Source organism: Lentzea sp. NBRC 102530 (genome assembly GCF_030269365.1).
GTDB lineage: Bacteria > Actinomycetota > Actinomycetes > Mycobacteriales > Pseudonocardiaceae > Lentzea.
Map to the genome: position 1 here is coordinate 620898 of NZ_BSTF01000001.1, position 23762 is coordinate 644659.

26 protein-coding genes are annotated in these 23762 nt (G+C 71.1%); 10 read left to right on the forward strand and 16 right to left on the reverse strand.

Going from position 1 to position 23762, the window contains the following annotated elements; genetic code table 11:
- Nucleotides 1-136: 136 nt before the first annotated feature.
- Together QSK25_RS02735 and QSK25_RS02740 are read left to right on the forward strand one after the other, a co-directional pair.
- The gene (locus tag QSK25_RS02735) at nt 137-2350 is read left to right on the forward strand and encodes a glycoside hydrolase domain-containing protein (protein WP_285632970.1); all 2214 of its coding nucleotides are present in this window, start codon (nt 137-139) and stop codon (nt 2348-2350) included.
- Nucleotides 2347-3624 (forward strand): glycosyltransferase, encoded by a 1278-nt coding sequence (locus QSK25_RS02740; protein ID WP_285632022.1) that lies wholly within the window; start codon nt 2347-2349, stop codon nt 3622-3624. The genes QSK25_RS02735 and QSK25_RS02740 overlap by 4 nt, the downstream gene beginning before the upstream one ends.
- 219 nt (nt 3625-3843) lie before the next feature.
- On the opposite strand, the gene QSK25_RS02745 is transcribed toward QSK25_RS02740, so the two are convergent.
- Together QSK25_RS02745 and QSK25_RS02750 are read right to left on the reverse strand one after the other, a co-directional pair.
- Complete coding sequence (locus QSK25_RS02745) at nt 3844-4476, reverse strand: anti-sigma factor (protein WP_285632024.1); 633 nt, start codon at nt 4474-4476, stop codon at nt 3844-3846.
- Complete coding sequence (locus QSK25_RS02750; protein WP_285632026.1) at nt 4473-4994, reverse strand: sigma-70 family RNA polymerase sigma factor; 522 nt, start codon at nt 4992-4994, stop codon at nt 4473-4475. Before QSK25_RS02750 ends, QSK25_RS02745 begins: the two co-directional genes overlap by 4 nt.
- Nucleotides 4995-5137: 143 nt before the next feature.
- Here QSK25_RS02750 and QSK25_RS02755 point away from each other — a divergent pair, with 143 nt between their 5' ends.
- Complete coding sequence (locus QSK25_RS02755) at nt 5138-5989, forward strand: DUF4394 domain-containing protein (protein ID WP_285632027.1); 852 nt, start codon at nt 5138-5140, stop codon at nt 5987-5989.
- Nucleotides 5990-6017: 28 nt separating this feature from the next.
- Here QSK25_RS02755 and QSK25_RS02760 read toward each other — a convergent pair whose 3' ends face one another.
- Nucleotides 6018-7157 (reverse strand): alpha/beta hydrolase, encoded by a 1140-nt coding sequence (locus tag QSK25_RS02760; RefSeq protein WP_285632028.1) that lies wholly within the window; start codon nt 7155-7157, stop codon nt 6018-6020.
- Between the two features lie 491 nt (nt 7158-7648).
- Here QSK25_RS02760 and sigK point away from each other — a divergent pair, with 491 nt between their 5' ends.
- Nucleotides 7649-8254, forward strand: coding sequence for an ECF RNA polymerase sigma factor SigK (gene sigK / locus QSK25_RS02765; RefSeq protein WP_285632030.1), 606 nt, complete (start codon nt 7649-7651; stop codon nt 8252-8254).
- 36 nt (nt 8255-8290) lie between these two features.
- Here sigK and QSK25_RS02770 read toward each other — a convergent pair whose 3' ends face one another.
- From QSK25_RS02770 to QSK25_RS02825, 12 genes are all read right to left on the reverse strand, one after another.
- Nucleotides 8291-9040: a ZIP family metal transporter gene (locus tag QSK25_RS02770; RefSeq protein ID WP_285632033.1), complete on the reverse strand. Its 750-nt coding sequence runs from the start codon at nt 9038-9040 to the stop codon at nt 8291-8293.
- A gap of 222 nt (nt 9041-9262) precedes the next feature.
- Nucleotides 9263-9892 carry a CoA transferase subunit B gene (locus QSK25_RS02775; protein ID WP_285632036.1) on the reverse strand — a complete coding sequence of 210 codons (630 nt, stop codon included), beginning with the start codon at nt 9890-9892 and terminating at the stop codon, nt 9263-9265.
- Nucleotides 9876-10637: a CoA transferase subunit A gene (locus QSK25_RS02780; protein WP_285632039.1), complete on the reverse strand. Its 762-nt coding sequence runs from the start codon at nt 10635-10637 to the stop codon at nt 9876-9878. Before QSK25_RS02780 ends, QSK25_RS02775 begins: the two co-directional genes overlap by 17 nt.
- Nucleotides 10634-11758 carry an acetyl-CoA C-acetyltransferase gene (locus QSK25_RS02785; protein ID WP_285632042.1) on the reverse strand — a complete coding sequence of 375 codons (1125 nt, stop codon included), beginning with the start codon at nt 11756-11758 and terminating at the stop codon, nt 10634-10636. The genes QSK25_RS02780 and QSK25_RS02785 overlap by 4 nt, the downstream gene beginning before the upstream one ends.
- Nucleotides 11751-12530 (reverse strand): 3-oxoadipate enol-lactonase, encoded by a 780-nt coding sequence (gene pcaD, locus QSK25_RS02790; protein ID WP_285632045.1) that lies wholly within the window; start codon nt 12528-12530, stop codon nt 11751-11753. Before pcaD ends, QSK25_RS02785 begins: the two co-directional genes overlap by 8 nt.
- Entirely contained in the window at nt 12515-12976 is a 462-nt protein-coding gene (locus QSK25_RS02795; RefSeq protein WP_285632973.1) for a nuclear transport factor 2 family protein, read from the reverse strand. The genes pcaD and QSK25_RS02795 overlap by 16 nt, the downstream gene beginning before the upstream one ends.
- 20 nt (nt 12977-12996) lie before the next feature.
- Nucleotides 12997-13719: a cytidyltransferase gene (locus QSK25_RS02800; protein WP_285632047.1), complete on the reverse strand. Its 723-nt coding sequence runs from the start codon at nt 13717-13719 to the stop codon at nt 12997-12999.
- Between the two features lie 5 nt (nt 13720-13724).
- Nucleotides 13725-14012, reverse strand: a complete 288-nt coding sequence (catC, locus tag QSK25_RS02805; RefSeq protein WP_285632050.1) for a muconolactone Delta-isomerase — start codon at nt 14010-14012, stop codon at nt 13725-13727.
- 2 nt (nt 14013-14014) lie between these two features.
- Nucleotides 14015-15133 carry a muconate/chloromuconate family cycloisomerase gene (locus tag QSK25_RS02810; RefSeq protein ID WP_285632053.1) on the reverse strand — a complete coding sequence of 373 codons (1119 nt, stop codon included), beginning with the start codon at nt 15131-15133 and terminating at the stop codon, nt 14015-14017.
- On the reverse strand, nt 15130-15957 hold the full coding sequence (locus QSK25_RS02815) for a dioxygenase family protein (RefSeq protein ID WP_285632055.1): 828 nt from the start codon (nt 15955-15957) through the stop codon (nt 15130-15132). Before QSK25_RS02815 ends, QSK25_RS02810 begins: the two co-directional genes overlap by 4 nt.
- A gap of 8 nt (nt 15958-15965) precedes the next feature.
- Entirely contained in the window at nt 15966-17507 is a 1542-nt protein-coding gene (locus tag QSK25_RS02820) for a 4-hydroxyphenylacetate 3-hydroxylase family protein (RefSeq protein ID WP_285632058.1), read from the reverse strand.
- A 2-nt stretch (nt 17508-17509) separates the two neighbouring features.
- Nucleotides 17510-18073 carry a flavin reductase family protein gene (locus tag QSK25_RS02825; RefSeq protein WP_285632061.1) on the reverse strand — a complete coding sequence of 188 codons (564 nt, stop codon included), beginning with the start codon at nt 18071-18073 and terminating at the stop codon, nt 17510-17512.
- 110 nt (nt 18074-18183) lie between these two features.
- Between QSK25_RS02825 and QSK25_RS02830 the strand changes: the two genes are divergently transcribed.
- The 5 genes from QSK25_RS02830 (at nt 18184) to QSK25_RS02850 (ending at nt 22147) form a co-directional block, all read left to right on the forward strand.
- Nucleotides 18184-18981, forward strand: a complete 798-nt coding sequence (locus QSK25_RS02830) for an IclR family transcriptional regulator domain-containing protein (RefSeq protein WP_285632064.1) — start codon at nt 18184-18186, stop codon at nt 18979-18981.
- 20 nt (nt 18982-19001) lie between these two features.
- Nucleotides 19002-20306 carry an NAD(P)/FAD-dependent oxidoreductase gene (locus QSK25_RS02835; protein ID WP_285632067.1) on the forward strand — a complete coding sequence of 435 codons (1305 nt, stop codon included), beginning with the start codon at nt 19002-19004 and terminating at the stop codon, nt 20304-20306.
- Nucleotides 20307-20478: 172 nt separating this feature from the next.
- On the forward strand, nt 20479-20910 hold the full coding sequence (locus tag QSK25_RS02840; protein ID WP_285632070.1) for an XRE family transcriptional regulator: 432 nt from the start codon (nt 20479-20481) through the stop codon (nt 20908-20910).
- Nucleotides 20907-21401 (forward strand): hypothetical protein, encoded by a 495-nt coding sequence (locus QSK25_RS02845; RefSeq protein WP_285632073.1) that lies wholly within the window; start codon nt 20907-20909, stop codon nt 21399-21401. The genes QSK25_RS02840 and QSK25_RS02845 overlap by 4 nt, the downstream gene beginning before the upstream one ends.
- Nucleotides 21398-22147, forward strand: a complete 750-nt coding sequence (locus QSK25_RS02850) for a DUF6545 domain-containing protein (protein WP_285632076.1) — start codon at nt 21398-21400, stop codon at nt 22145-22147. The genes QSK25_RS02845 and QSK25_RS02850 overlap by 4 nt, the downstream gene beginning before the upstream one ends.
- Here QSK25_RS02850 and QSK25_RS02855 read toward each other — a convergent pair.
- Nucleotides 22134-22640 carry a DinB family protein gene (locus QSK25_RS02855; protein WP_285632079.1) on the reverse strand — a complete coding sequence of 169 codons (507 nt, stop codon included), beginning with the start codon at nt 22638-22640 and terminating at the stop codon, nt 22134-22136. The genes QSK25_RS02850 and QSK25_RS02855 overlap by 14 nt on opposite strands.
- A 101-nt stretch (nt 22641-22741) precedes the next feature.
- On the opposite strand from QSK25_RS02855, the gene QSK25_RS02860 reads away from it, so the two are divergent.
- Nucleotides 22742-23758, forward strand: a complete 1017-nt coding sequence (locus QSK25_RS02860) for a hypothetical protein (RefSeq protein WP_285632082.1) — start codon at nt 22742-22744, stop codon at nt 23756-23758.
- The last annotated feature ends 4 nt before the right edge of the window (nt 23759-23762 follow it).

The window sequence follows — 23762 nt, forward strand, 5'->3', positions numbered from 1 at the left end:
AATCATCATGTCATCGGAAAGACGACGAATCCGGTCGCTCGCGTGAGATCGGGCATCGCATGTTCACGTCGCTGAAACCAACGCGGTGCCGTTGCTGACTTAGCGTTTCGCCATCCTCGACGAGATCGATCCATTCATCGGAACGGCTGCCACCTCACTGCCCGCGGCGCAGGGGCTGGCGGCGACCTGGTGGTGGCCGAAAGCCCAGATCGGCAACACCCACCCCGGTGCGACGTCCCCGCTGGGCATGGTGTCCGCCTGCGCCTACTCCGGTGCCTATCCCACCGGGTACGGCCTCTACGCGAAGAACACCGAGGGACAGCCGGAAGAGTTGTTCGACCGGCTGCAGGCGTCCGGTTTCACCCACTTCCAGCAGTCCGGCACGGGTGCGATCCGCAAGTACTACAACTACGTGCGGGTGACGCCGATGGTGCAGCAGCTGGACGTCCTCGGCGAGGCCTGGCCACTGCACGACGAGACCGCCGAAGCCGGCTACTACGCGGCCACCCTCGACACCGGCATCCGATGCGAGGTCACCGTCGGCACCAAGGTCGCCGTGCACCGGTACGTCTTTCCCGAGCACCGCAGCGCACGGGTCGTCGTCGACCTCTCCTGCGGCGGCCTGGCCATCGACCTCGGCCGCACGGTGCCGCTGCGGGCGCACGTGGAAAGCCTCGGCAACGGTCACGCGCAGGGAACGGTCGTGGTCGAGGGCGTGCCGCTCTCGGTGTACATCAAGGTCGACAGCCCGGGCTGGCGGCAGATGCTCTGGCACGACCGCCGGCTGATCGAGGGAGGCACGCGGCTCGACTTCGACCGCATCAGGCAGACCACGCTGCGCCCGTTCGGGATGCTCTACATGGGCCCCACCACCGCCGGGCAGAGCGTCGAGATCCAGATCGGGTTCTCCCTGCGCGGCTGCGAACAGGCCAGGGAGAACCTGTACCGCGAATGCGGTCGAGGGGTGCCGGCGTTCGACCCCGTCCGGGCGCAGACCAGGGCGCGGTGGCAGGACCACCTGGGCCGGGTGGAGGTCGAGGGCGGGTCACCGGCGCGGCGGCAGGTGTTCGCGACGGCCCTGTACCACTCCCTGATCAAGCCGTGCTTCGCCGACGACGAGAGCCCGTTCTGGCCGTCCTCCGGACCGTTCGTGTTCGACATCTGCACGATGTGGGACATCTACAAGACCCAGCTGCCGTTGCTCATGGCGATCTGCCCTGACCGGGCCGTCGACCTCCTCGAGTCGCTGATCCGGGTCTGCGAGGAGGAGGGGAACTTCCCCATCGGGTACCGGATGGCTCGCGGCGCGGACAGGTTCTTCCGGCAGGCGAGCGCGTTGGTCCACACCGCGCTCGCCGACGTGCACGCCCTCCGCCTCGGCGACCTGGACTGGACCTGGGCGCTGGTGCACATGTACGACGACCTGCGCCGGATGTACGGCGAGGACTTCTACGAGCACGGCGTCGTGCACCCGATCTCGCACACGCTCGACCTCGCCTACGCCTGCCACTGCACCTCCGGCGTCGCCCGGAACCTGAACGACGTGCAGCTCGCCGACGACCTGGACGCGCGCAGCCGCCTGTGGTCCAACGCGTTCGACCCGGACACCGGGCTGCTCCTCGACTCGTCGTTCTACGAGGGCGGCAAGTGGAACTACTCGTTCCGGCTGCTGCACGACATGGCCGCGCGCATCGCGATGGTCGGCGGGAACGAGGCCTTCGTCGGCATGCTCGACGCGTTCTTCGGCTACGGCGCCCGGCGCGTGACGCAGCCCGGGAGACGGCCCGACCCGGCGGAGATGGCGGCCGGCTACCTGCTGAACCGGTTCGAGGGGCTGAACAACGAGCCGGACATGGAAGCGCCGTGGTCCTACCACTACGCGGCGCGGCCGGACCGCACAGCCGAGATCGTGCACGCGGCCCTGACGTGGCAGTTCGGCACCGGGCGCGGCGGCCTGCCCGGCAACGACGACTCGGGCGGCCTGAGCTCCTGGTACGTGTGGGCGTCGCTGGGCCTGTTCCCGGTCGCCGGGCAGAACCTGTTCCTCGTCAACGCCCCCGCCTTCAGCCACGCCACCCTGCACCTCGGGGACCGCGACTTCGTGATCGAGACGCGGGGTCACCGCGAGACGTCCATCAGTTCTGACGGGGTGGAGGAGAACCCGCCGCCGCAGTACGTGCAGTCCGCCCAGCTCAACGGCACACCGCTGGACGCGGCACACCTGCGCGCCACCGACGTCCACGCCGGTGGCCGGCTGGTCCTCGAACTCGGCCCGCGGCCCTCGGAATGGGGACGCAGGATCCTGCCGCCGTCCGTGTCCGAACCGTCCGGAAAGGGGGCTCGCCCGTGACCAGGCCACGTCGCCGTCTCGTCATCGTGGTCCGGGCCGACCCGGTCATCTGCGGTCACTCGGGAGAAGCGCGCAACCTGGCCGAGGTCGCACTCACCCGCGGCTTCGACGACGTCCGGCTGCTGACCTGGCCGATTCCCGTGCTGCAGGCGGCGGGTCTGCCGCTCAAGCCGCTGGATCGGATCCTGCCCTACAGCGAGGGCATCACCGTGGAGCGGCCAGAGCCGGTCGGTGACTACCGGGTACCCGACGGCCGGTACCTGGCCGGGCTGACCGGGCGCCTGGTGGAACTGCTCGCCGAACCGGTCCCCACCACGTGCGTGTCGATGTACCTCGCTCCCCACGACGCCGTGGTCCGCGACGCCGTCGACGCGGCCCGCGCGGCCGGCTACGCGCCGGACGTCCACACCATCGCGAAGGCGGTCGGCTCGGACGTCACCAACGTGATCCGCTCGTGCCTGCGCGAGGAGCGGTTCGGGGCGGCCGTGGTCCTGTTCACCCGGTTCCTCGCCAACGACCAGGTGATCGCCGTCTCGGAGTACACCAAGCAGGAGATCATCGCCTGCGCGGAGACCGTGGACACGCACTGCGGCACCAGGTTCGCCCGCCAGTGCGCGCGCCGGATCTCGGTCAGCTACCCGCCGATCGACACCTCGGCCTACCTGGACCTCGATCCGTCGCTGGTGGACACCGCTCTGCGACGGCGCGGCCTGGAACGGGACGGCTACGTGCTGTTCCTGTCTCGGGTGACACGGGCCAAGGGCGTCTACGACCTGGTGGAGGCCTACGCGCGGTGCCGGGCGCGGTCACGGGTGAAGCTCGTGGTCGCCGGCAACGGCCCCGAACTGGAGCACCTCCAGGCGATCACCCGGCACGACGACCGGATCCTCTTCCTCACCGACGTGGAGGACGAGGAGAAGCCGATGCTGATGAACGGCTGCGCCGCGTACGCACTGCCGACCAAGCCCGAACCGGACTTCGTCGAGACCTTCGGCATCGCGCTGACCGAGAAGATGCTCGCGGGCGGCGGGCCGGTGATCACCACCGGCACCGGAGGCGTCGGCGAAGCGGTGGGCGGGACGGCCGTCGTCGTCGAGGCGGGCAACCCCGCCCACATCGCCGCCGCGATGGACCGGGTGGTACTCGACATGACAGCCGAGGAACGGGAACTCATGGCGGACCGAGCACGCGAGCACGCCCTGTCCTTCGACCGCGTGCGGGTGTTCGACGACCTCTTCGCCACGTCCGGCACAGCGGCCGCTCTCACGGGGTGACCCCGTGCCTGCCCAGCAGACCTGACGACCCCGCCGGCGTGCGGCAGCAGCGTCCGCACCTCGCCGACGACGTCGGTGATGTGCGAGGTGGCGAGGATCTCGGTGCCCTTGGTGACGCCGTGGACGGCGGCGGTGGTGAGGCCGGAGACCACGCTCAGGCGGTGTCGTCGTCGAACTGCCGCAGACGGCTGGTCCCGCCCTTCCCGTGCGGTCAACGCGTCATCGCTGCGGGAACGTCGAGGACAGGGTGATCGTCCCGGCGGCGTCCCGGACGACGAAACCGGACGCGTTCGCGCGCAGGACCGAGCTGTTCAGGTTGCAGTGCATGACGTTCGTGCCGGTGCCGATGAACGAGCCCGCGGACACCTCGCCGCCGTCGGCGCGGGTGACGGCGACCTGGTAGGTCTGCCCGGCGGCGAACCCCTGGCCGTCGAGCTTGATCTCGACGCCCCAGGTGTGCGGGACGAGGGACGCCTCCGCGGTGACACCGGGAGCCTGCCGGTCGAGCGCGACCGGTTCGAGCGGCACGCTCGGGCTCAGGAACCACCACGTCGCGCCCGCGATCACCACGGCGGCAGCGGCCGCGAGGAGGAGCGGAGTGCGCCCGCGTCGTCCGCGCTGGGCGTCGACCCGTTGCACGACGAGCTCTTCCAGGTGCGCGGGCACGGTGACGTCGTCGGCGTCCACGCGGGCCAGCGCGCGGACGACCGGGGCGAGCTCGGCGACCGTGCGCCGGCATTCCGCGCAGTCGTCGAGGTGGTCCTGCACGGCGGCGAGTTCGGGGCCGGTGAGGTGGTTCAGGACGTAGGTGCCGAGCAGTTCGGTTCGCCGGTGGTGCACGAAGTCGTTCACAGTCGCACCCCCATCTCCTCCATCGCCAGCCGCAACGCTTTCAGGCCGAAGAAGACCCGGCTGCGCAGCGTCACCTGTGACACGCCCTGTTCGGCCGCGACGTCCGGGTAGGACCGGCCGCGCAGGTAAGTCTCCACCAGGGCCACGCGGTGGTTGTCGCTGATCCGCAGGAGTGCCTGCTCGACCAGGCGCTGGTCGAGCACCGCGTCGGCGTGGTCGGAGGCGGCTTCCGGCCGGTTCGCCGCCGCCGCGACCAGCCGCCGGTCGTGCCGGGCACGCGCCCGCAGCTCGTCGATGACGACGTTGCGCGCGATCGCGAACAACCACACGCGCGCGCTCGCCACGTCCGGATCGAACCGTTCGGCGGACCGCCACGCTCGCAGGAACACCTCCTGCACCACCTCCTCGGCCGCCTGGCGGTCCCCGAGCTGCCGCAGGGCGAACCGGTAGACCTCCGGGCCGTGCGCGGCGTACACGGTTCTGAGGTCGAGCTCCGCCCGCTTGCCGATGATCGCCATGAGCTCCCCGTCGCCACTCCTGAACCGGGTTCGGCGCCGGAGTCCGCGCGGATGGGTCTGATTTGTTCGGTTCGTGCTTCAACACCGGGCCAGGAGGCGCCGTACACACCTGTGTTCCGCGTTCACCGCACTTGGGAGAGACCATGCGCATCGTTCGCACGACCGTCATCGCCGCGGCGGCGGCACTGCTCGCCGGCGTGCTCGGCGCGGCGCCCGCCTCGGCGTCCGGCGACCAGCTCCGCGTCCACCTGCTCACCGACGACGGCGTGCTCAGCACCCGCAGCTGGTCGTCCCCGCTGTTGGACCGGCAGCGCGTCCGCGTCACCGGCCTGAAGGCGCACGACCGGCTGGTGGGCATCGACGTGCGGCCCGCCACCGGCGTCCTCTACGCGATCGGCCGCTCGGGCCAGCTCTACACCCTCGACGCCCGCACCGGCCGCGCCACCGCCGTCGGCACCCCGATCACCCTCAGCGGCAGGGCCATCGGGTTCGACTTCAACCCGACCGTCGACCGCATCCGCCTGGTCACCTCGGCCGGTCAGAACCTGCGCCTCGTTCCCGACACGGGCGCGCTCGCCGCGACGGACACCCCTCTCGCCTACGCACCGGGGGATCGGGCGGCGGGCTCCACCCCCGAGGTGTCCGCGGCCGGCTACACCAACAGCGTCGCCGGCGCCACGTCCACGACGCTCTACGACCTCGACAGCGCCAAGGACACCCTCGTCACCCAGGGCACCGCCGCCGGCGTCACCCCGGTCGTCTCGCCGAACACCGGCCAGCTGTTCACCGTCGGCAAGCTCGGCGTCGACGTCGAGAAGACCAACGGCTTCGACATCGCGACCGTCAACGGCCGCCACCACGCCCTCGCCGCCGTGGGGCAGGGCCTGCCGCTGCTGGGCGGCTCGCTGCTGGTGAAGATCAACCTGGAGACCGGGCGCGCCTCGGTCGTCGGACTCGCGGGCGGGCAGGTCGTCGGCGTGGCCTTCGCGAAGTAACCCGCGTGCCGCTGGAGTTCCTCCGCCGTCACCTCGCGAACGCCTGGCGGAGGAACTCCAGCACGACGAAACGCGCGGCCTGCGCTGGAATCGAGCCCCAGACGAGGTCGAAGCAGTGATCGGCCCGCTTGAGCGAGACCAGCGTCGGCAGCTCCGGCGCCACCATGTACGGCGTGATGGTCTCCAGCGGCACCCACTGGTCCTGCGCGCCTGTGACGACGCAGACACGCGCGGGCGCGGACTCGACGTGAGCGATGGGCGAACTCCACTCCCAGCGGTCCGCCACCTCCTGCGGCGTGCCACCGAGGAAGTCGACCAGCGGAGCCACCTCCCGGCCGACCGGGCTGACGCGCTTGTGCCGCAACGTGTCGTAGAGCGACAGCAGGTCCACCGGCCCGTACACCGACACGACGGCCCGCGGGCGCGGGTGCTCCCCGAGGCTCGCCGCGAGCAACGCGAGGTGCCCGCCCGCGGACGAACCGAACAACGCGACCCGGTCCGGGTCGACGCCGAGCGCGCCCGCGTGCGCCTCCACCCACCGCACACCGTCGATCACGTCGAACGGAGCGACGTCCCACCGCGCGGGCGGAGCCAGCCGGTAGCTGATGCAGACAGCGCGATAACCGTTGTCCGCCAACCAGTTCGCGTACGCACGCAGCTGCCGCCAGTTCCCGCCCGCCCAGCCTCCGCCGTGCACGAGCACGACAGCGGGTCCCGTCGTCGTGCGGTCCGCCGGATGCCAGACGCCGAGCGGAAGGGACACACCGTCGCGGGTGACGAGTTCGCGGGTCTCCGGTGCCCGCGCGCGAAGGAACCCCGTGAGGTCCAGGAACGCGGAAGCCAGCGAGGGCCGGACGCCCATCGCCAACGCCTGCCCCCACTGCGCTCCGGCCACGCACACCTGCGCACCCGCGGTCACCGCCGCGACGACCGCGAAGACGAGATCGCCGGCGAACACGGCCACCACGGCCAGCGCTGCGGCCAGCAGTGCCAGCGGAGGCGCGAGGCTGAGCGTCAGCGCGCGGACGACCCACAACACCGGTGCGGGGGAGGGGAGCAGCGACACCGCCGCGAGTGCGGCGATCAGGACGATGCCGGTCTGGTACAAGCGGATCGGCCTCTCCGACGGGCTCCAGCGCCGAGCCACACCGCCCAACGCCGCGGACACCGGTGATTCGGCGACTCCCGCGGCGCGGATTGGTGTGACGGCATCGCCCGCGGTCGCTGGAGCACCGTGAACTGCCGGTACGTGCGCAACACCGGTCTGGTCGCGCTCGGCGGGCACCGGTACTGGCGCCGACGGTGGTGGCGGGCCGGTCGGACTCGTCGAGGCCTCCGTGCCGAGGGCTGAGTGCGGCAGCGCGCCGGTGGAGCTGCTGGTGGGCACCGCGAGCACGGTCTTCTGGCCGGGGACTCTCGTGCGGTGGCCAAGCGTCCGGACCTCATACCGGGCACGAGCTCGACCACGAGGCCGGCCGCCTACCTGTTCACTCGAAAGTGCGACTGATTCGGTAGTTGCGGGTGGCCAGTGGTATCTGGTTTCCACCGCGACTTTCCCGGTGCTCTTCGATGCGTGCCGCGTGGCACGACGCGCGCCTCACCCGTCCGAGTGGGTGTCGGCTCCGCTCGGAGGTCGGTCAGGTGACGAAGAGGAGCAGGATGCGGGATCTGGATCAACCCCGGTCGACCCTTCCCCACGGGATCGGGGACCCGGAGGAACCCGCGGGCGCGGGTGAGTTGCTGCTGCAGGTGTCGCGGGGTGACGAGACCGCGTTCGGTCAGCTGTACGACCTGGTGTCAGGAGCTGTGTTCGGGCTCGTGCGCCGGGTGTTGCGGGACCAGGCCCAGTCGGAGGAGGTGTTCCAGGAGGTCATGCTGGAGGTGTGGCGGACGGCGAGCCGGTTCGACCCCGATCGGGGCAAGGCCATGACCTGGATCCTGACGATGGCGCACCGGCGTGCGGTCGACCGGGTGAGGTCCGCCCGGGCGGCGGCCGGCCGGGACGAGCGGGCCGCGGCGCTGGGCGTGGTGACGCCGTTCGACGAGGTCGCCGAGCAGGTCGCTGAACGCCTGGAACAGCGCAAGGTCCGACGGTGCTTGCAGTTCCTGACCCAGTTGCAGCGCGAGTCCGTGGTGATGGCCTACTACCGCGGTTACAGCTATGCGGAGGTGGCGAGCCTGCTGGACGTTCCGCTGGGCACGGTGAAGACTCGGATGCGCGACGGCCTGATCAGGCTGCGGGACTGCCTGGGGGTGGCGGTGTGACCGCGTCGGACGTGCGCCTGCCGCAGGTCGGCGCGCCTAGCCGAGGCGTTCCACCACGAACGCCGTGAGGAACCCGGCGGTGGTGCACAGCCCGGTGTAGAGGTGGGCGCGCTCGAAGGCCTCGGGGATCATGGTGTCGGCGACCATCGCGAGGATCGCGCCGGCGGCGACGGCCGTGATCACCGCGACGACCTGCGGGGAAGCACCGTCGAGCAGCACGTTGCCCAGTGCCGCCGACAGGCCGCTGGCCAGGGCGATCGCGCCCCACACGCCGAACACGTAGCCCGGCCCGCGGCCTGCCTGCTTCATGCCAGCGACGCTGGAGAGGCCCTCCGGGACGTTCGAGATCACCACAGCGGCGACCATCGCCGCGCCGACCCCTCCACCACCCAGCAACGACACCCCCAGCACGACCGACTCGGGCACTCCGTCGAGCAGCGCGCCGACCGCGATCGCCGTGCCGCTGCCCGCCTGCTCGGACTCGCTGGGCTGGTCGCTGCTGCGCTTGCGGTGCCGCGCCCCGTACCGGGCGAGCCCGACGTTGGCCAGCACGTACACGACAGCGCCACCGAGGAAGCCGGCTGTGGTCGCGAGCAGGCCGCCGGTCTTCTCCGCCTCGTCGACCAGTTCGAACGCGGCCGCCGCGATCAGCACCCCGGCGCCGAACGCCATCACGACCGCGACCACGTGCCGAGGCACCCGCGCGAACCAGGCGACGAGCGCGCCCGCCACGAGCGCGCCGCCACCGGCCAGTCCCCAGAGTCCTGCTTCCACCCACTGCGGCATGCCACTGGATGACCATGATCGCGATGGAGTACACCTCCAGGTCCTGCACGACCAGTGCCGGCACCCGGTGGGTGCCGGAGGCCCGGGAACTGCCCTCGATCTCGTTCTGCCAGGTCTGGCGCCGCCGGTCCCGCGCCAGGTCGACGGTGTTGCGCAAGGCCTGCCGAGGCGTCGATCCCCGCACGACCGGAGACGTGTCCGGCACCGGCGGCCGCAGGCCCGTCACCGCAGGATCGTCGGTTCCGTCAGCTCCTGCACCTTCTCGAACGTCACGTCCGGCGCCAGTTCGACGAGGCGGAGGCCGTCCGGGGTCACGTCGAACACGCCCAGGTCGGTGATCACGCGGTCGACGCACGCCTTGCCGGTCAACGGGAGCGTGCACTCGTCGACGAGCTTGGCGCCGCCGTCCTTGGCCGAGTGCGTCATCACGACGATCACGCGGCGCGCGCCGTGCACGAGGTCCATGGCGCCGCCGATGCCGGTGACGAGCTTGCCGGGCACCGCCCAGTTCGCCAGGTCGCCGCGCGCCGACACCTGCATCGCGCCGAGCACCGCCACGTCGACGTGGCCGCCGCGGATCATGCCGAACGACAGGGAGGAGTCGAAGAACGACGCTCCCGGCAGGACGGTCACGGTCTCCTTGCCCGCGTTGATGAGGTCGGGGTCCACGTCGGACGACGCCGGGTACGGGCCGACGCCGAGGATGCCGTTCTCGGACTCCAGCACGACCTCGACGCCGGGTGGCAGGTGGTTCGGGATCAGCGTCGGCACGCCGATGCCGAGGTTGACGTACTCGCCGTCGCGCAGCTCCAGCGCGGCGCGGGCGGCCATCTCGTCACGATTCCAGGGCATCGCTCACCGTCCTGAACTCCACGCTCTTCTCGGCGGCCTGCTCGGCCGTCAGCTCCACGACCCGCTGCACGAAGATGCCCGGCAGGTGCACCTCGTCGGGGTCGATCGCGTCCACCAACTGCTCGGCCTCGGCGATCGTCACGCGGCCCGCCATCGCGGCGAGCGGGTTGAAGTTGCGGGACGACTTCGCGAACACCAGGTTCCCGAACCGGTCCGCCTTCGCGGCCCGGACCAGCGCGAAGTCGGTGCGGATGCTCTGCTCCAGCACGTACTCGCGGCCGTCGAACTCGCGCACCTCCTTGGGCGGCGAGGCCTTCGCGACCGTGCCGTCCGGGTGGTAGCGCCACGGCAGGCCGCCGTCCGCGACGAGCGTGCCGACCCCGGCGGGCGTGTAGAACGCCGGGATGCCCGCGCCGCCCGCGCGCAGCCGTTCGGCCAGCGTTCCCTGCGGGATCAGCTCGACCTCCAGCTCGCCGGCGAGGTACTGGCGGGCGAACTCCTTGTTCTGCCCGATGTACGACCCGGTGACGCGCGCGATCCGACCGGCCGACAGCAGCACGGCGAGGCCCTGGTCCATCGCGCCGCAGTTGTTCGACACGATGCCGAGCGACCCGACTCCCTTGTCCAGCACCGCGTTGATGAGGAACTTCGGCACACCGCTCAGCCCGAAGCCGCCGACCGCGATGGTCGCGCCGTCGTCCACATCGGATACGGCGGCGGCCGCGGAGGCCACAACCTTGTTCATGACACCCTCTCGAAGACCGCGGCGAGCCCCTGCCCGCCGCCGATGCACATCGTCTCCAGCGCGTACCGGCCGTCCCGGCGTTCCAGTTCCCGCAGCATGGTCGCGAGGATCCGCGCGCCCGTCGCGCCGACCGGGTGGCCCAGCGCGATGCCGGAACCGTTGACGTTGATCCGGTCGAAGTCGGTGACGCCCCACTCGCGCGTCACCGCGAGCACCTGAGCGGCGAACGCCTCGTTCAGCTCGATCAGGTCCATGTCGTCGAGCTTCAGGCCCGCGATCCGCAACGCCCGCGCGGACGACGGCACCGGCCCGATGCCCATGCGTGCGGGCTCGACCCCGGCCGACGCCCAGGACACCAGGCGTGCCAACGGTCGCAGGCCCAGCTCGGCGGCCCGCTCCGGGTGCGTGACGACGCAGAGCGCGGCGCCGTCGTTCTGCCCGGACGCGTTGCCGGCGGTGACGGTGGCGCCCTCGACGTCCATGACCGGCTTCAGCGAGGCGAGCTTCTCGAGCGTCGACCCCGGTCGCGGGTGCTCGTCCGCGACGAAGTCGCCGACCGGCACCAGTTCGTCGGCGAACCGTCCGGACACCTGTGCCGCGACCGCGCGTTCGTGGCTGCGCAACGCCAGTTCGTCCTGTTCCTCGCGCGGGACGGAGTACTCGCGGCGCAGGTTCTCGGCCGTCTCCAGCATGCCGCCGGGCACCGGGTAGCGCACGCCACCCGCGGTCGTGCGCCCTCGCGTGAGGGCGTCGGTGCCCGCGTTCGACATGCTCTCCACGCCGCCCGCGAGCACCAGGTCCTGCGCGCCGGTCTGCACGGCCATCGCCGCGTTCAGCACGGCCTGCAACCCGGAGCCGCACCGGCGGTCGAGCTGCACGCCCGGCACGCCGACGCCGAGACCCGCGTCCAGCGCGACGACCCGGCCGATCGCGGGCGCGTCCATGGTGGGGTAGCAGTGGCCGAGAACCAGGTCATCCACTGTGGACGGATCGAGTCCGGTGCGGCGCAGCAGCTCACTGACGACGATCGCCCCGAGCTCCTGCGCCGTCCGGTCCTTCAGCGCACCGTTGTAGCGGCCCACCGGTGTGCGGATGGGCTCGCAGATGACGGCGTCACGCATGAACACTCCTCGTCAGATGTTCCGCGATCATGGTGTTCACGACCTCGGGACGTTCGGCGGTCAGCAGGTGAGCCGAGTCCGCCACGACTTCGAACCGCGCCCCGGGAATCCCGTCGGCGATCTCGCGCACCAGGCCGGGCGGCGTCGCGGGGTCGCCGGCACCCGCGATCACCAACGTCGGCGCGGTGACACGGCCCAGGTCGGCGCGCACGTCGAACGCCCCGATCGCCTCGCAACACCCCGCGTACCCCTCGGCGGACGTCGCGCGCAGCATGTCCAGCAGCCGCTGCGCCTCCTCCGGCTCACGGGCCGCGAACTCGTGCGTGAACCACGTGCCGGGCCGGGACGCCACCATCGCCTCGACGCCCTCCGAACGCACGGTCGCGGCCCGCACCGGCCACTGCGGCGGGTCGGCGAACCGCGCGGCGGACGCGCAGACGGTGAGCGTCAACACCCGTGCAGGGTAAGACAAAGCGAGCTGCTGGCCGATCGCCCCGCCGATCGACACCCCGAGGTAGTGGAACGTGCGCACGCCCAGGTCGTCGAGCAGTTCCACGACGTCGGACGCCAGGCCGGCCATCGAGTACGGGCCGGGCGCGGCCGGAGTTCCACCGTGACCGCGCAGGTCGAACCGGACCACGCGCCAGCGGTCGGCGAGCCCGGCGACCTGGGCGTCGAAGAGGCCGAGGTCGGTACCGAGGGACGGGCCGAGCACCAGGACGTCGGCGTCCGCGGGTCCGTCGACGGCGTAGTGGATCACGCGTGCTCCCATCGGGTCGCCCTGGCCGAGTCGAGGCTGAACCGGCCGTGGTCCCAGCCTTCCGCCAACGGCGTGAAGTAGTCGAAAACGACACGTTTGCGCTGGTAGCGCCACGCCGAACCCACCCGCACGAGATCGTCGTGGTACCGGCCGCCGGCCACGTGCGGAACGCCGTGCAGCACGCACGGCTGGAAGAGGAACGAGCAGACGTGCGCGCGATCGCCGTCCAGGTCGATCTCCAGGTTCGTCACGTGGTGCCAGAACGCGGTCAGTCCGCCGTCCGCCAGCCCGGCGAAGAACGACCGCAACCCGGCGTGCCCGCGCGCGGTGGACAGCCCGACGAACTCGCCGTCCGGCAGGAACAACGACACCAGCGCGTCCCACGACCCGGAGTCCAGCGAACGGCAGTACGCGGCGTCCAGCGCCCGGATCGCCTCCAGGTCCTCCAACCTCCGCACCCTGTCCACGGGCGACGAGGTCACAACCGGTCCACGAACTCGACGGCGGCGGGTCCGTCCGGCCCCTCCACCAGCACCGAGCCGGACACGATCACCCGGGCCAGCCGCCCGTCGAGCAGTCCGACGTACTGCCCGTCCGGCGGCACCGCGGTCCCGGGCAGCACCGCGAGCACACCGTCGGTCAGCACCCCTTCTATCCGGTGCGGCCGCCCCAGCACGGCGCTGGCAGCGCTCACATCGCCGAGCCGCACCAGCTCCCGCACCCGCGTCGACGAACACCCGTCCACCAGGTCGATCCCGTACGCCTCCAGCCCCAGCTCCCGCAACGTCGCCACGGTCCCGGCGCCGCGATGCCCGAACGTGAAGTTCGACCCGACCACCACGGCCTCCGCGTGCAGCCCGTCCACCAGCACGCCCGAGACGAACTCCCAGGGCGACAGAGCAGCGAACCGGCGCGTGAACGGCAACACGAGGATCGCCTCGACGCCGAGCGAGTGCCCGAGTTCGGCCCGTCGGTCGACGGTGCTCAACGCCGAGGTGTCGCGCGGCAGCCCCAGCACGGACGCCGGGTGCGGGTCGAACGTCACCAGCACCACCGGCCGGGTGCCTGCCACCGAGCGCGCGGCGGCGATCAGGTGAGCGTGCCCACGATGAACACCGTCGAACACCCCGATCGTCACCACGCACCCCGGCCAGTCCGGGGGGACGTCCGCGAGCGAACGCCACACCAGGCCTTCCCGCACCGCCGTCATGGTTGCGCCGCCAGGTCCGAGGGATGGGTCGCGAGGGGAGTCACCTGCACGTTCATGAACTCCCACAACGGTAACGACGACAGGAACGCGTGCAGCTCGTCGTGGGTGGGCACGTCGAAGACGCTGATGTTGCTGTACTGCCCGACCACCCGCCACAGGTGCGGCCACACGCCCATCTTCTGCAGCTCCAGCGCCCGTTCGCGTTCGGCGCGCACCAGTTCGGCGCGGCGCTGCGGGTCCATGTCGTGGGGCAGGGAAACGTCCATCCGCACGTGGAAGAGCATGCTCACCTCCGGGTGAAGGCCGCGACGGCCGCCGGGTCCAGCTCGATGCCGAGCCCGGGGCCGACCGGCAGGTGCAGGTCACCGCCGTCGTAGCGCAGCGGCGTGGCCAGCAGCTCCTCGCGCATGAGCAACGGCCCGAACAGCTCGCTGCCCCACGTCACCGCCGGAGAGGCGCAGGCGAGGTGCAGCGACGCCGCCGTGCCGACCGGGCTCTCGATCGAGGTGCCGCCGTGACACGGAATACCCGCCGCGGCCGCGATCGAAGCGATCGCCGCCGTCGCCCGCAGCCCACCGGACTTGGTCGTCTTCAACGAGAACACGTCCGCCGCCCGCATCCCCGCCAGTCGCAACGCGTCCGAGGGCGTGCGCAACGACTCGTCCGCCATCACCGGGATCGGCAGCGCGCGGTTGATCTCCGCCAGCCACTCGACCTCGGCGCCCGGCACCGGTTGCTCCACCAGTTCGACGCCCGCGTCGGCGAGCTGGGGCAGGTACCGCAACGACGTCAGCCGGTCCCAGCGCGCGTTGATGTCCACGCGCACACCCGCCACCCCGGCCAGCTTCTCCGCGATCACGCACACCCGCCGCACGTCGTCGGCGGGGTCCTGCGCGCCCATCTTGAGCTTGAAGCTGCGGTGCCCGAGGTCGAGCTTGGCCATCGCCTCCTCGATCACGACGGCCGCGGGTTCCGTGCCGAGCGCCCACGTCACCGGGATCGACGTGCGCGCCAGGCCGCCCAGCACCGTGTGCACCGGGACACCGAGAGACCGCGCCCACGCGTCGTGCAACGCGACCTCGACGGCGGCCTTGGCGTAGAGGTTCGCGTTCACGACGTCGTTGACGGCCTGCAGGATGCCCGCGATGTCGTCGACTCGCCGGCCCAGCAGCAGCGGGGCGATGTACTGGTCGATGACGACCTTCATCGTCTCGACCGACTCACCGCCCCACCACGGCCCGCCCGGCACGACACCCTCGCCGAGGCCGACCGCCCCGCCCGCGGTCCGGACGTGGACGAGCAGCACGGGCTGCGCGTCCATCCCGGTGCGGGCGAAGCGGTGCGGCCGGACGAGCGGGACGTCGAGCAGGACCGTGTCCACGCCGTCGATCAGCAGGTCCTTCATGCCGGCTCGAGCACGAAGTCGTACGAGACGTGCTGGTCGACCGGCGTCAGCACCAGCTCGGGCTTCACGGCCTCGGCCACGTCGTCGTCGACGTACTGCCCGCCCGCGAAGTAGAGCTGTGTGGTGATCGGCCGATGTCCGGCAGCACGCACGATGAGGTGCAGGTGCGCGGGACGCCACGGGTGCCAGCCCGCCGCGTCGATCATCCGCCCGGTCGGCCCGTCCGTCGGGATCTGGTACGGCGCGGGCTGCACGGTCGTGATCTCGAACCGGCCTTCGGCGTCGGTCACGACGACCCCGCGCAGGTTCCCGGACGGGATGTCCGGCGCGAACCCGGAGTAGTAGCCGAGCGAGTCGGCGTGCCAGATGTCGAGTTCGGCACCGGCCAGCGGCTGCCCGGCGAGGTCCGTCACGCGGCCGGAGAACACCAGTGGCGCGCCTTCCTCGTCCGCGCGCATCGGCAACGTGCACACCGCGGGCAGCGTGACCTGGTCCGGCAGGTAGTACGGCCCGAGGATGCTGCCCAAGGTGCCGTCCTGCGTGCGGGCCGCGACCTCCTCGACGACGTGCTCCACGAACACGTCCAGGAACAACGGCCACTCGCCGCCCTCGCCGAGGTCCATCAGCCACTGCTTCGCGGCCTGGAACTCGGGGTAGGTGACGTCGTGGGCGCGGATCGCCGAGTGCACGCCCTGCAGCACGGCGGTGACCACGGTGGACACCCGCTCGGGAGAGACGGTGAGCCCTTCCCGGGCGGACGAACGGAAGTGGGCGCTGGCGGAGGCGCCGGAGTCGGCGGCGGTGGGGGAGTGAACGGCAGTCATCGGGGGTGTCACCTTCCGTTCAGGACAGACGCGCCGGGGTTGAAGAGGTCGGGAACGGTCCATCCGTTCAGGTCGTACTCGGCCATGCACTGCTCGGCGAAGCCCTTCATGGCGTCAGCGGCACCGGACTGCTGGGCGGCGAACAGCATCTCCGCGCGCACGCCCTCGTGGTTGCCGGAGTAGTTGCGCTCGTACAGCTCGTGCCGGCCGCCGAACTCGCTGCCGATCGAGTCCCAGATCAGCTTCATCAGCTTCACCCGCTCGACGGCGTCCATGCCGTTCGACCCGCGCACGTACTTGTCGAGGTACGGTCGCGTCTCGTCGGACAGGAAGTCCTTGGCCGACGACGGCAGGTAGATCAGCGCGGATCCCATGTCCTGCATGATGATCTCGCGGATGCGCGGGTAGCCGACGGTCATGAACCACCGGTACGCCAGGCCGAAGTCGAGGTGCGGCAGCACGGCGCCGTCCACCCACTCGTCCGGCTTCGCGCACATCGCCTCGGACAGCGCGTGGAACAGGTTGCGCCACCCGATGACCTCGCCGACGCGGGTCTGGATGCCGCGGAAGTCCTTGACCCCGGTGGCTTCCACACCCTTGAGCAGCAGGCCGGCGATGAAGTCGAGCTTCACCGACAGCCGCGTGACGCCGTGGAACGTGAAGCGGTGCAGGAACCCGGAACCGGGGAAGAACGTGCTGGCCTTCTCGGCGTCGCCGTAGATGAAGACGTTCTCCCACGGGATCTTCACCCGGTCCAGCACGAAGATCGTGTCGTTCTCGTCGAACCGCGACGACAGCGGGTAGTCGAACGGCCCGGTGGTGCGGTCCACGTTGTACGAGTAGGAGTTGCGGCAGATCAGCTTCATGCCGGGCGCGCCCATCGGCACCGTGCACACCAGCGCGAACTCGCGCTTCTTGATCGGCAGGCCGTAGTGCGCGATGAAGTTGTAGTTCGTGATCGCCGAACCCGTGGCCACGACCTTCGCGCCGGACACGACCAGGCCGTCGTCGCGCTCCTCCTCGACGTGCATGAACACGTCGCTGACCTCGTCGGGGTTGCGGTTGCGGTCGACCGGCGGGTTGATGATCGCGTGGTTCCAGTACAGGACCTTCTCCTGCGACTCCTGGTACCAGCGCCGCGCGTTGTCCGCGAACGGGTTGTAGAAGTCCGCGTTGGCACCGAGGGTCCCGAGGAACGCGGCCTTGTAGTCGGGGCTGCGGCCCATCCAGCCGTAGGTCATCCGCGCCCACTCCGCGATGGCGGCGCGGTCGGCGTACAGATCCGCGCTGCTGCGGGGCGTGCGGAAGAACGGGTGCGTGAAGCCGCTGCTGCCGGTGTCGGTCGGCGCGGTCAGCACGGCCTGCTTGTCCGGGTCGTGCAACGCGTCGTACAACCGCGCGGTCATCCGGACGGAGTTGCGGAACGCCGGGTGCGTCGTGACGTCGCCGACCTTCTCGCCGCCGAGGAAGACCTCGCGTCCGTCCCGAATGGACTCGATGTACTCCTCGCCGGTCATCGGCCGGGTCGTGCGTTGCTGCTGCGTGGTCATGCCTAACCCTTCAGCGTTGAAGTGGTTCGCAGTGGGGCGAAGCCCGAGCCGAACCACCCGATGTCCGGGCAGTCGACGGAGCTCATCCAGTGGTCTGCGGTGCGGTCGGCGATCTCGCGGAACGCACCACCGAAGAACAGCAACGGATCGGCGTCGCTGGTGCTGAGGTGGGTGACCTCCCCGATGACGATCAGGTGGTCACCACCGTCGTACGTGCGCCACGGCAGACACGAGATGGTCGCGGCGTTGCCGAGCAGAACGGGGGCGGTCGGCCCGTCGGCCCAGCGCGGCGCGGGCCCCTGGGGGCGGCCCGCGAAGGTCCACGCCGCGTCGAGCTGGTCGGCGGCGAGGACGTTGACGGCGAACGGCTTGGCGTCGAGGAACCGGCAGGCCTTGGCCTTGCGGGTGAGCGTGACCTGGCACAGCGCCGGTTCCAGCGAGACGGCCGTGAAGGCGTTGACGGTCGCGCCGTGCGGCTCTCCGTCGTCGTTGCGGCAGGTCACGACCGTGACACCGGTGGCGAACCTGCCGAACCCGTTGCGGATTGTGCGGTGATCCAGAGTCATCTCCCGCTCCTCCTGTACGCTGTGCGTACAATGTGTACGCTTTGCGGTTACATGAGGGTGCACCGACGTTGCGGCCGTGTCAACGGGTGATGGTGCGGAAAGATGGGGCGATGACCAGCGGGGCGGACGAGCGCGACTTCATCCAGAGCATCGAGCGCGGGTTCGCCGTGCTGCTCGCGTTCGACGAGGAGAGGGTCAGCCCGAACCTCGCGGAACTGGCCGCCGCGACCAACCTGTCCCGCCCGGCGGTGCGCCGGATTCTCCTGACGCTGCAACGGTTGGGGTACGTGCGCAACGAGGGCACGCGGTGGACGCTCACTCCGCGCGTGCTGAGCATCGGGCAGCACTACTCGGCGTCCCACGCGATGATCGAGATCGCGCAGCCGCACCTGCTGGAGCTGTCCGCGAAGACCGGGGAGTCGGCGTCGCTCGCCGAGCTGGACGGACGCGACGCCGTCTACGTCGCCCGCGTGCCGGTGCGGCGGATCATGAGCATCAACGTGTCGGTCGGCACCCGCATCCCGGCGTTCGCGTCGTCGATGGGCCGCGTGCTGCTGGCGTGGGCACCGGACGCGCTGGTCGACGAGATCGTCGCCGCCGGGATGCCCGCACTCACCCGGCACACGGTCACCGACGCCGACGCGTTCCGGGCGAACCTGCGCCAGGTTCGCTCGGACGGGTGGTCGATCGTGGCGGAGGAACTGGAGATCGGGCTGCTCTCGGTGTCCGCGCCCGTCCGCGACCGCACCGGGGAGGTGGTCGCCGCGCTCGCGTCGTCGACCTCCGTGGGGCGATCATCTGTGCAGGAGGTCCGCGGCGAGGTGGTGCCGTTGCTGCTCGACGCCGCGGAACGGATCAGCGCCGACCTGGGCCACAAGAGCACCGCGCGGCGTGAGGGCTTCTACTGACGGTTGTACGAGGAGGACGGATGTCCGCTCGGCCGAGGGTCCTGGTGATCGGTACCGGGTTCGCCGGATTCCATTGCCTGCGCACGCTGGAGCGCACTCTGCCGGAGAGCGCGGCCGAGCTCGTCGCGGTCAACCCGGTGGACTACATGCTCTACATCCCGCTGCTGCCCGAGGTCGCGGGCGGCGTGCTCGACCCGCGCCGGGTCGCCGTGCCGCTGCGCAACAAGCTCAAACGCACCAGGCTCGTGCTCGGCGCCGCGACCGGCATCGACCTCGCCGGCAGGTGCGTGCGGGTCACTGACGTCGAGGGCCGCGCGCGCGAGATGGCGTTCGACCGGCTGCTGATCACGTCCGGCAGCGTCACCCGGCTGCTGTCGATCCCCGGCGTCGCCGAGCACGCGAAGGGCTTCCGGACCATCGCCGAGGCCATCCACCTGCGCGACCACGTGCTGCGGCAGCTCGAACTCGCCGACCAGTCCGACGATCCGGAAGAACGCCGCGCGCGGTGCACGTTCGTGGTGGTGGGCGCGGGCTACACGGGCACGGAGGTGCTCGCGCAGACGCAGCTGCTGACCCAGGACGCGTGGCGCCACCTGCCGGGCCTCAAGGACGTGAAACCGCGCTGGATCCTCGTCGACATCGCTCCCCGCGTACTACCCGGCCTCGATCCGCGACTGTCCGGACCGACGCACAAGGTGCTGCTCGAACGCGGAGCGGAGGTGAAGCTGGAGACGAGCTTGGAAGAGATGACCGCGACGTGCGCGCGGCTCTCCGACGGCAGCGAGATCCCGACGCGGACCGTGGTGTGGTGCGTCGGCGTGCGGCCCGACCCGCTGGTGAGCACGTTGAACAGGCCCGCGACCAACGGCCGGATCGACACCGACGCGCACCTGCGGGTCTGCGAGGACGTGTGGGCCGCGGGCGACGCCGCCGCCGTCCCCGACCTCGTCCGGCCGGGCGAGATCACGGCGATGACCGCCCAGCACGCCGAGCGCCAGGGCAGGACCGCCGCGCACAACATCGCGGCGTCGCTGGGCCACGGCACCTCGCGCGAGTACCGGCACAAGGACCTCGGGTTCGTGGTCGACCTCGGCGGCTGGCAGGCGGTCGCGAACCCGCTGGGCCTGCCGCTCACGAGCCTGCCCGCCAAGGCCGTGACCCGCAGCTACCACCTGATGGACCTGCCGTACGGGCGGTTCCGGACGGCGGCGAACTGGATCACGGAACTGGGCGCCGGCAGGCAGATCACGCACTTCGGCGTCGTCCCCGACCGCGGGGTGAGCCTCGCGCAGGCCGACCTGCCCCCGTCGGCCGCGGGGCACTGACGAGGACTTCGGGTGGAGGGTGGACGCCAGGGATTCGTCCGCCCTCCACACCCCCAGAGTTGACGATCGCTCAGTTCCATAAATCTGAGTTGATCGACCGGGGAACGATCTCACGCGTCGGAAAGCGCGGTCAAGCCGACGCGGTGTGATCGCGGTCAACTACGATGTGCCGGTGGTAGCCCAGGGGGAACCGGCCTCGCTGGCCGCACGGCTGGACCGGCTGTTCAGAACGGTGCGCCCGGCGGGCCAGCGCGAGTACACCTACGAAGAGGTGGCCGGCGCGATCCGCGAGGCGGGCATCTCGATCTCGCACACCTACGTCTGGCAGCTGCGCAAGGGCCTGCGCGACAACCCGACGAAGCGCCACCTCGAAGGCCTCGCCCAGTTCTTCGGCGTGCCCACGTCGTACTTCCTCGACGACGACACCAGCGGCATCGAGGACCAGCTGGAACTGCTGGTCGCCCTGCGCGACAGCGATGTGCGCTCGCTGGCCCTGCGCGCCAACGGCCTCTCGCCCGCGAGCATCAAGGCCGTGCTCGGCATGATCCAGCACGCGCGGTCGATCGAGGGCCTGCCGCCGGCCGAGGACGACGAGTCGCGGTGAGGAGCTGGCGCCTGCTGCGGCGGCGGTCGCGCGACGTGCTCGCCGGGTTCGAGGTGCCGCGGCCGTTCTCGCTCGACGCGCTGTGCGAGCGGGTGTCCGCCAGTCGCGGGCGCCCGCTGCACCTGCACCCGTTGCCGTACGTCGCGGCCGCCGACCTGCCGTGCGGGCTGTGGGTGTCGACCGCCTCGGCCGACCACGTCTACCACGCGCGCGGTGCGAGCAGGTTCCACCAGCAGAACATCGTCCTGCACGAGATCGGGCACGTGCTCTGCGGCCACGAACTCGGTGAGAGCGATCTCACCGAGCTGCTCGGCGACCTCGACCCTGCGGTGGTGCGGAAGGTGCTCATGCGCACCCGGTACTCGACGCCGCAGGAACAGGAGGCGGAGATGGTGGCCGCGCTGATCCGCGACCGGGCCGGCTGGACCGATCCCGCGCCGCGCCCGGACACCGGCCTGCGCTCGTTCGCCGAGAGCTTCGGGCTGCGGTGATCGCGCTCGCGGTCTGGTGTTTCGCCCTGCTGCACCTGTGGGTGACGCGCCGGTCGTCGCGGGCCAGGCCGGTCGCGCTCGCCGTGGTGTGCTTCGCCTTGTCCGCCACCGTCCCGCCGCTCTGGTGGGCGGCCGGGCTCGCGGGGGTCGGCTGCATGGTGTGGTTCGGGCTCGGGAACGCCGGCTCCGCGCTGCTGGCACCGGTGTGGCTGGGGTGCACCGGTCTGCTGGTCAGCTGGAGCGACGTGGTGGTGCGCCTGAGCTTCCTGCTCGTCGCGCTGAGCGCCGTGGTCCACGCGGCCTCCGGCACGGTGCGGTGGGCGCGCCGGGCGCACGGGCACCGGCAGCTCGGTCCGTTGTGGACGGAGCTCGTCGCGGCCGTGCCGTCGGTGGTGCTGGGTGACCCGCCGCGCTGGTGCGCGGGTCCGCTGGAACTGCGGCTGTACCGGCGAACCGTGGAGATCCGCGACGCGCAGCTGGAGGTGTCCGGCCGGGTTCCGCCGGACGTTCGCGCGTGGGCGGGGACGCGCCTGGAGGAGGCCGGCGTCACCTCCGCGCTGGCGCTGGACGCGTGCCTGCTGCGGATCGGCCTGGCCCTGCCGGAGGCGGCGCACCCGGCGGAGACCTCCGCCTGGTCCGCATCGTCCTCTTTGGACGAGGAACTGGCCGATCTGCGGGCCCTGCGACGGGAACTGCGCGATCCCGCCGTGATCGAGGTCGCACAGCGGAGCCTCACGCCCCGGTGACGCCGTCGACGCCCTCGCGCAGGAAGTCGGCGTGGCCGTTGTGCCGCGCGTACTCGTGGCACAGGTGGTTCATGACCAGTCGCAACGACACCTGCTCGCCCCAGCGCGGCTGGTAGCCCGTGACGTCGAGCGACTCGGCCTCGCGTTCGATCCGGCGCGCGTGCTCGACCTCGTGCTGCCACGCGGCGAACGCCTCGGCACGCGTGGAGTTCGAGGCGTCGTAGGCGACCTGGTAGTCGTTGTCCTCCGACCAGACGAGGGGGACCTCCTCGCCGTTGATGACCTTGCGGAACCAGGTGCGCTCGACCTCGGCCATGTGCCGCACCAGGCTCAGCAACGTGAGCGCGGACGGCGGCATCGAGCGGCGGCGCAGGTCCTCGTCGGACAGGCCGTCGCACTTCATCGCGAGGGTGGCGCGGTGGAAGTCCAGGAACGCGCGCAGGGTCTCGCGTTCGCCCGCCTGAAGCGGAGGACTGGGGCGTTCGGTGGTCACGGCCGCCAGTCTGCCTTGATCCGTTCGGGTGACGCAGGGCAACTGTCGAAGAGGTTCACGCGTGCCCTTGGCGTCAGTCGACTCTTGAGGGGGAGTTCGCGATGCGCAGACGAGCGTTCGTGGCGGCGATGGGCCTTGCCTGCTCGGCTTTGGTGGCACCGGGGGTGGCGACGGCGGCGGAGGCGCCGTGCCAGTGGGTCGTGTCGAAGATAGAGGTGCCGGACGGGTACGACGCGAGGTGGACCTTCGTCAAAGGCGCGGTGAGCGGCGGTGAGTTCGCGGGCACGTCCCGCAAACCGGGCAGCGACAAGGACGAACTGGTCCTCTGGACGGGCGGCAAGCCGCGCGTGGTGCAGGAGACCGCGCACCTGCCGTTGCTGGACGTGAAGGGCGAGAACTCGGCGGGCACCGTGCTGCTGCAGAGCCAGATCTTCGGAGAGGACCGCGCGTCGGTCTTCCTCTACTCGGGCGGCCACTGGGGTTCCGGAACGCTCACCCAGCTCTTCGCGCCGGCCGGGTACCGGCTCACGGGCGCGGTGGGTCTCAACGACCGCGGCGACGTGCTCACCGGTGCGGTCAAGACCGACGGCGGGCAGCACGTGGGCGTGTTGTTGTCCCCGTTCGCGGTGGGAGCGCGGATCATCGACTCGCCGGCCGGGCGCGTGCACGGCCTGGACGACGACGGCACCGTCCTCCTGCGACCCACCAGCCCGACCGGCGGAGCGTACTGGCGCGACGGACAGGTGACGCCGCTGGACACGGGCGGCGCGATGGTGTTCGCCGACGCGATCGGCGGCGGGACGGCGGGCGGCATGAAGATGTTCTTCGACCCGGTCGACCAGCAGGCGGTGTTGTGGGACCGCGACGGCCGCGCCACCGACGTCGAGGACGGCGGCACGGTCGTCGCCATCAACGCCCGCGGGCTCCTCGTCGGTGAGCGCAACGCCCTCAACGGTCCCCTGTCGGTGTGGCAGGGCACGAAGTTCCTCGCGGAACTGCCGATTCCCGCCGGTGCCCGGCTGGACGAGTACGACCGGTACGTCGTGAGCGACGACAACCAGGTCTTCGCTCCATCGCCCACGCACGGGCCGTTGCGCTGGAGCTGCACCGGCGTGTGAGGTG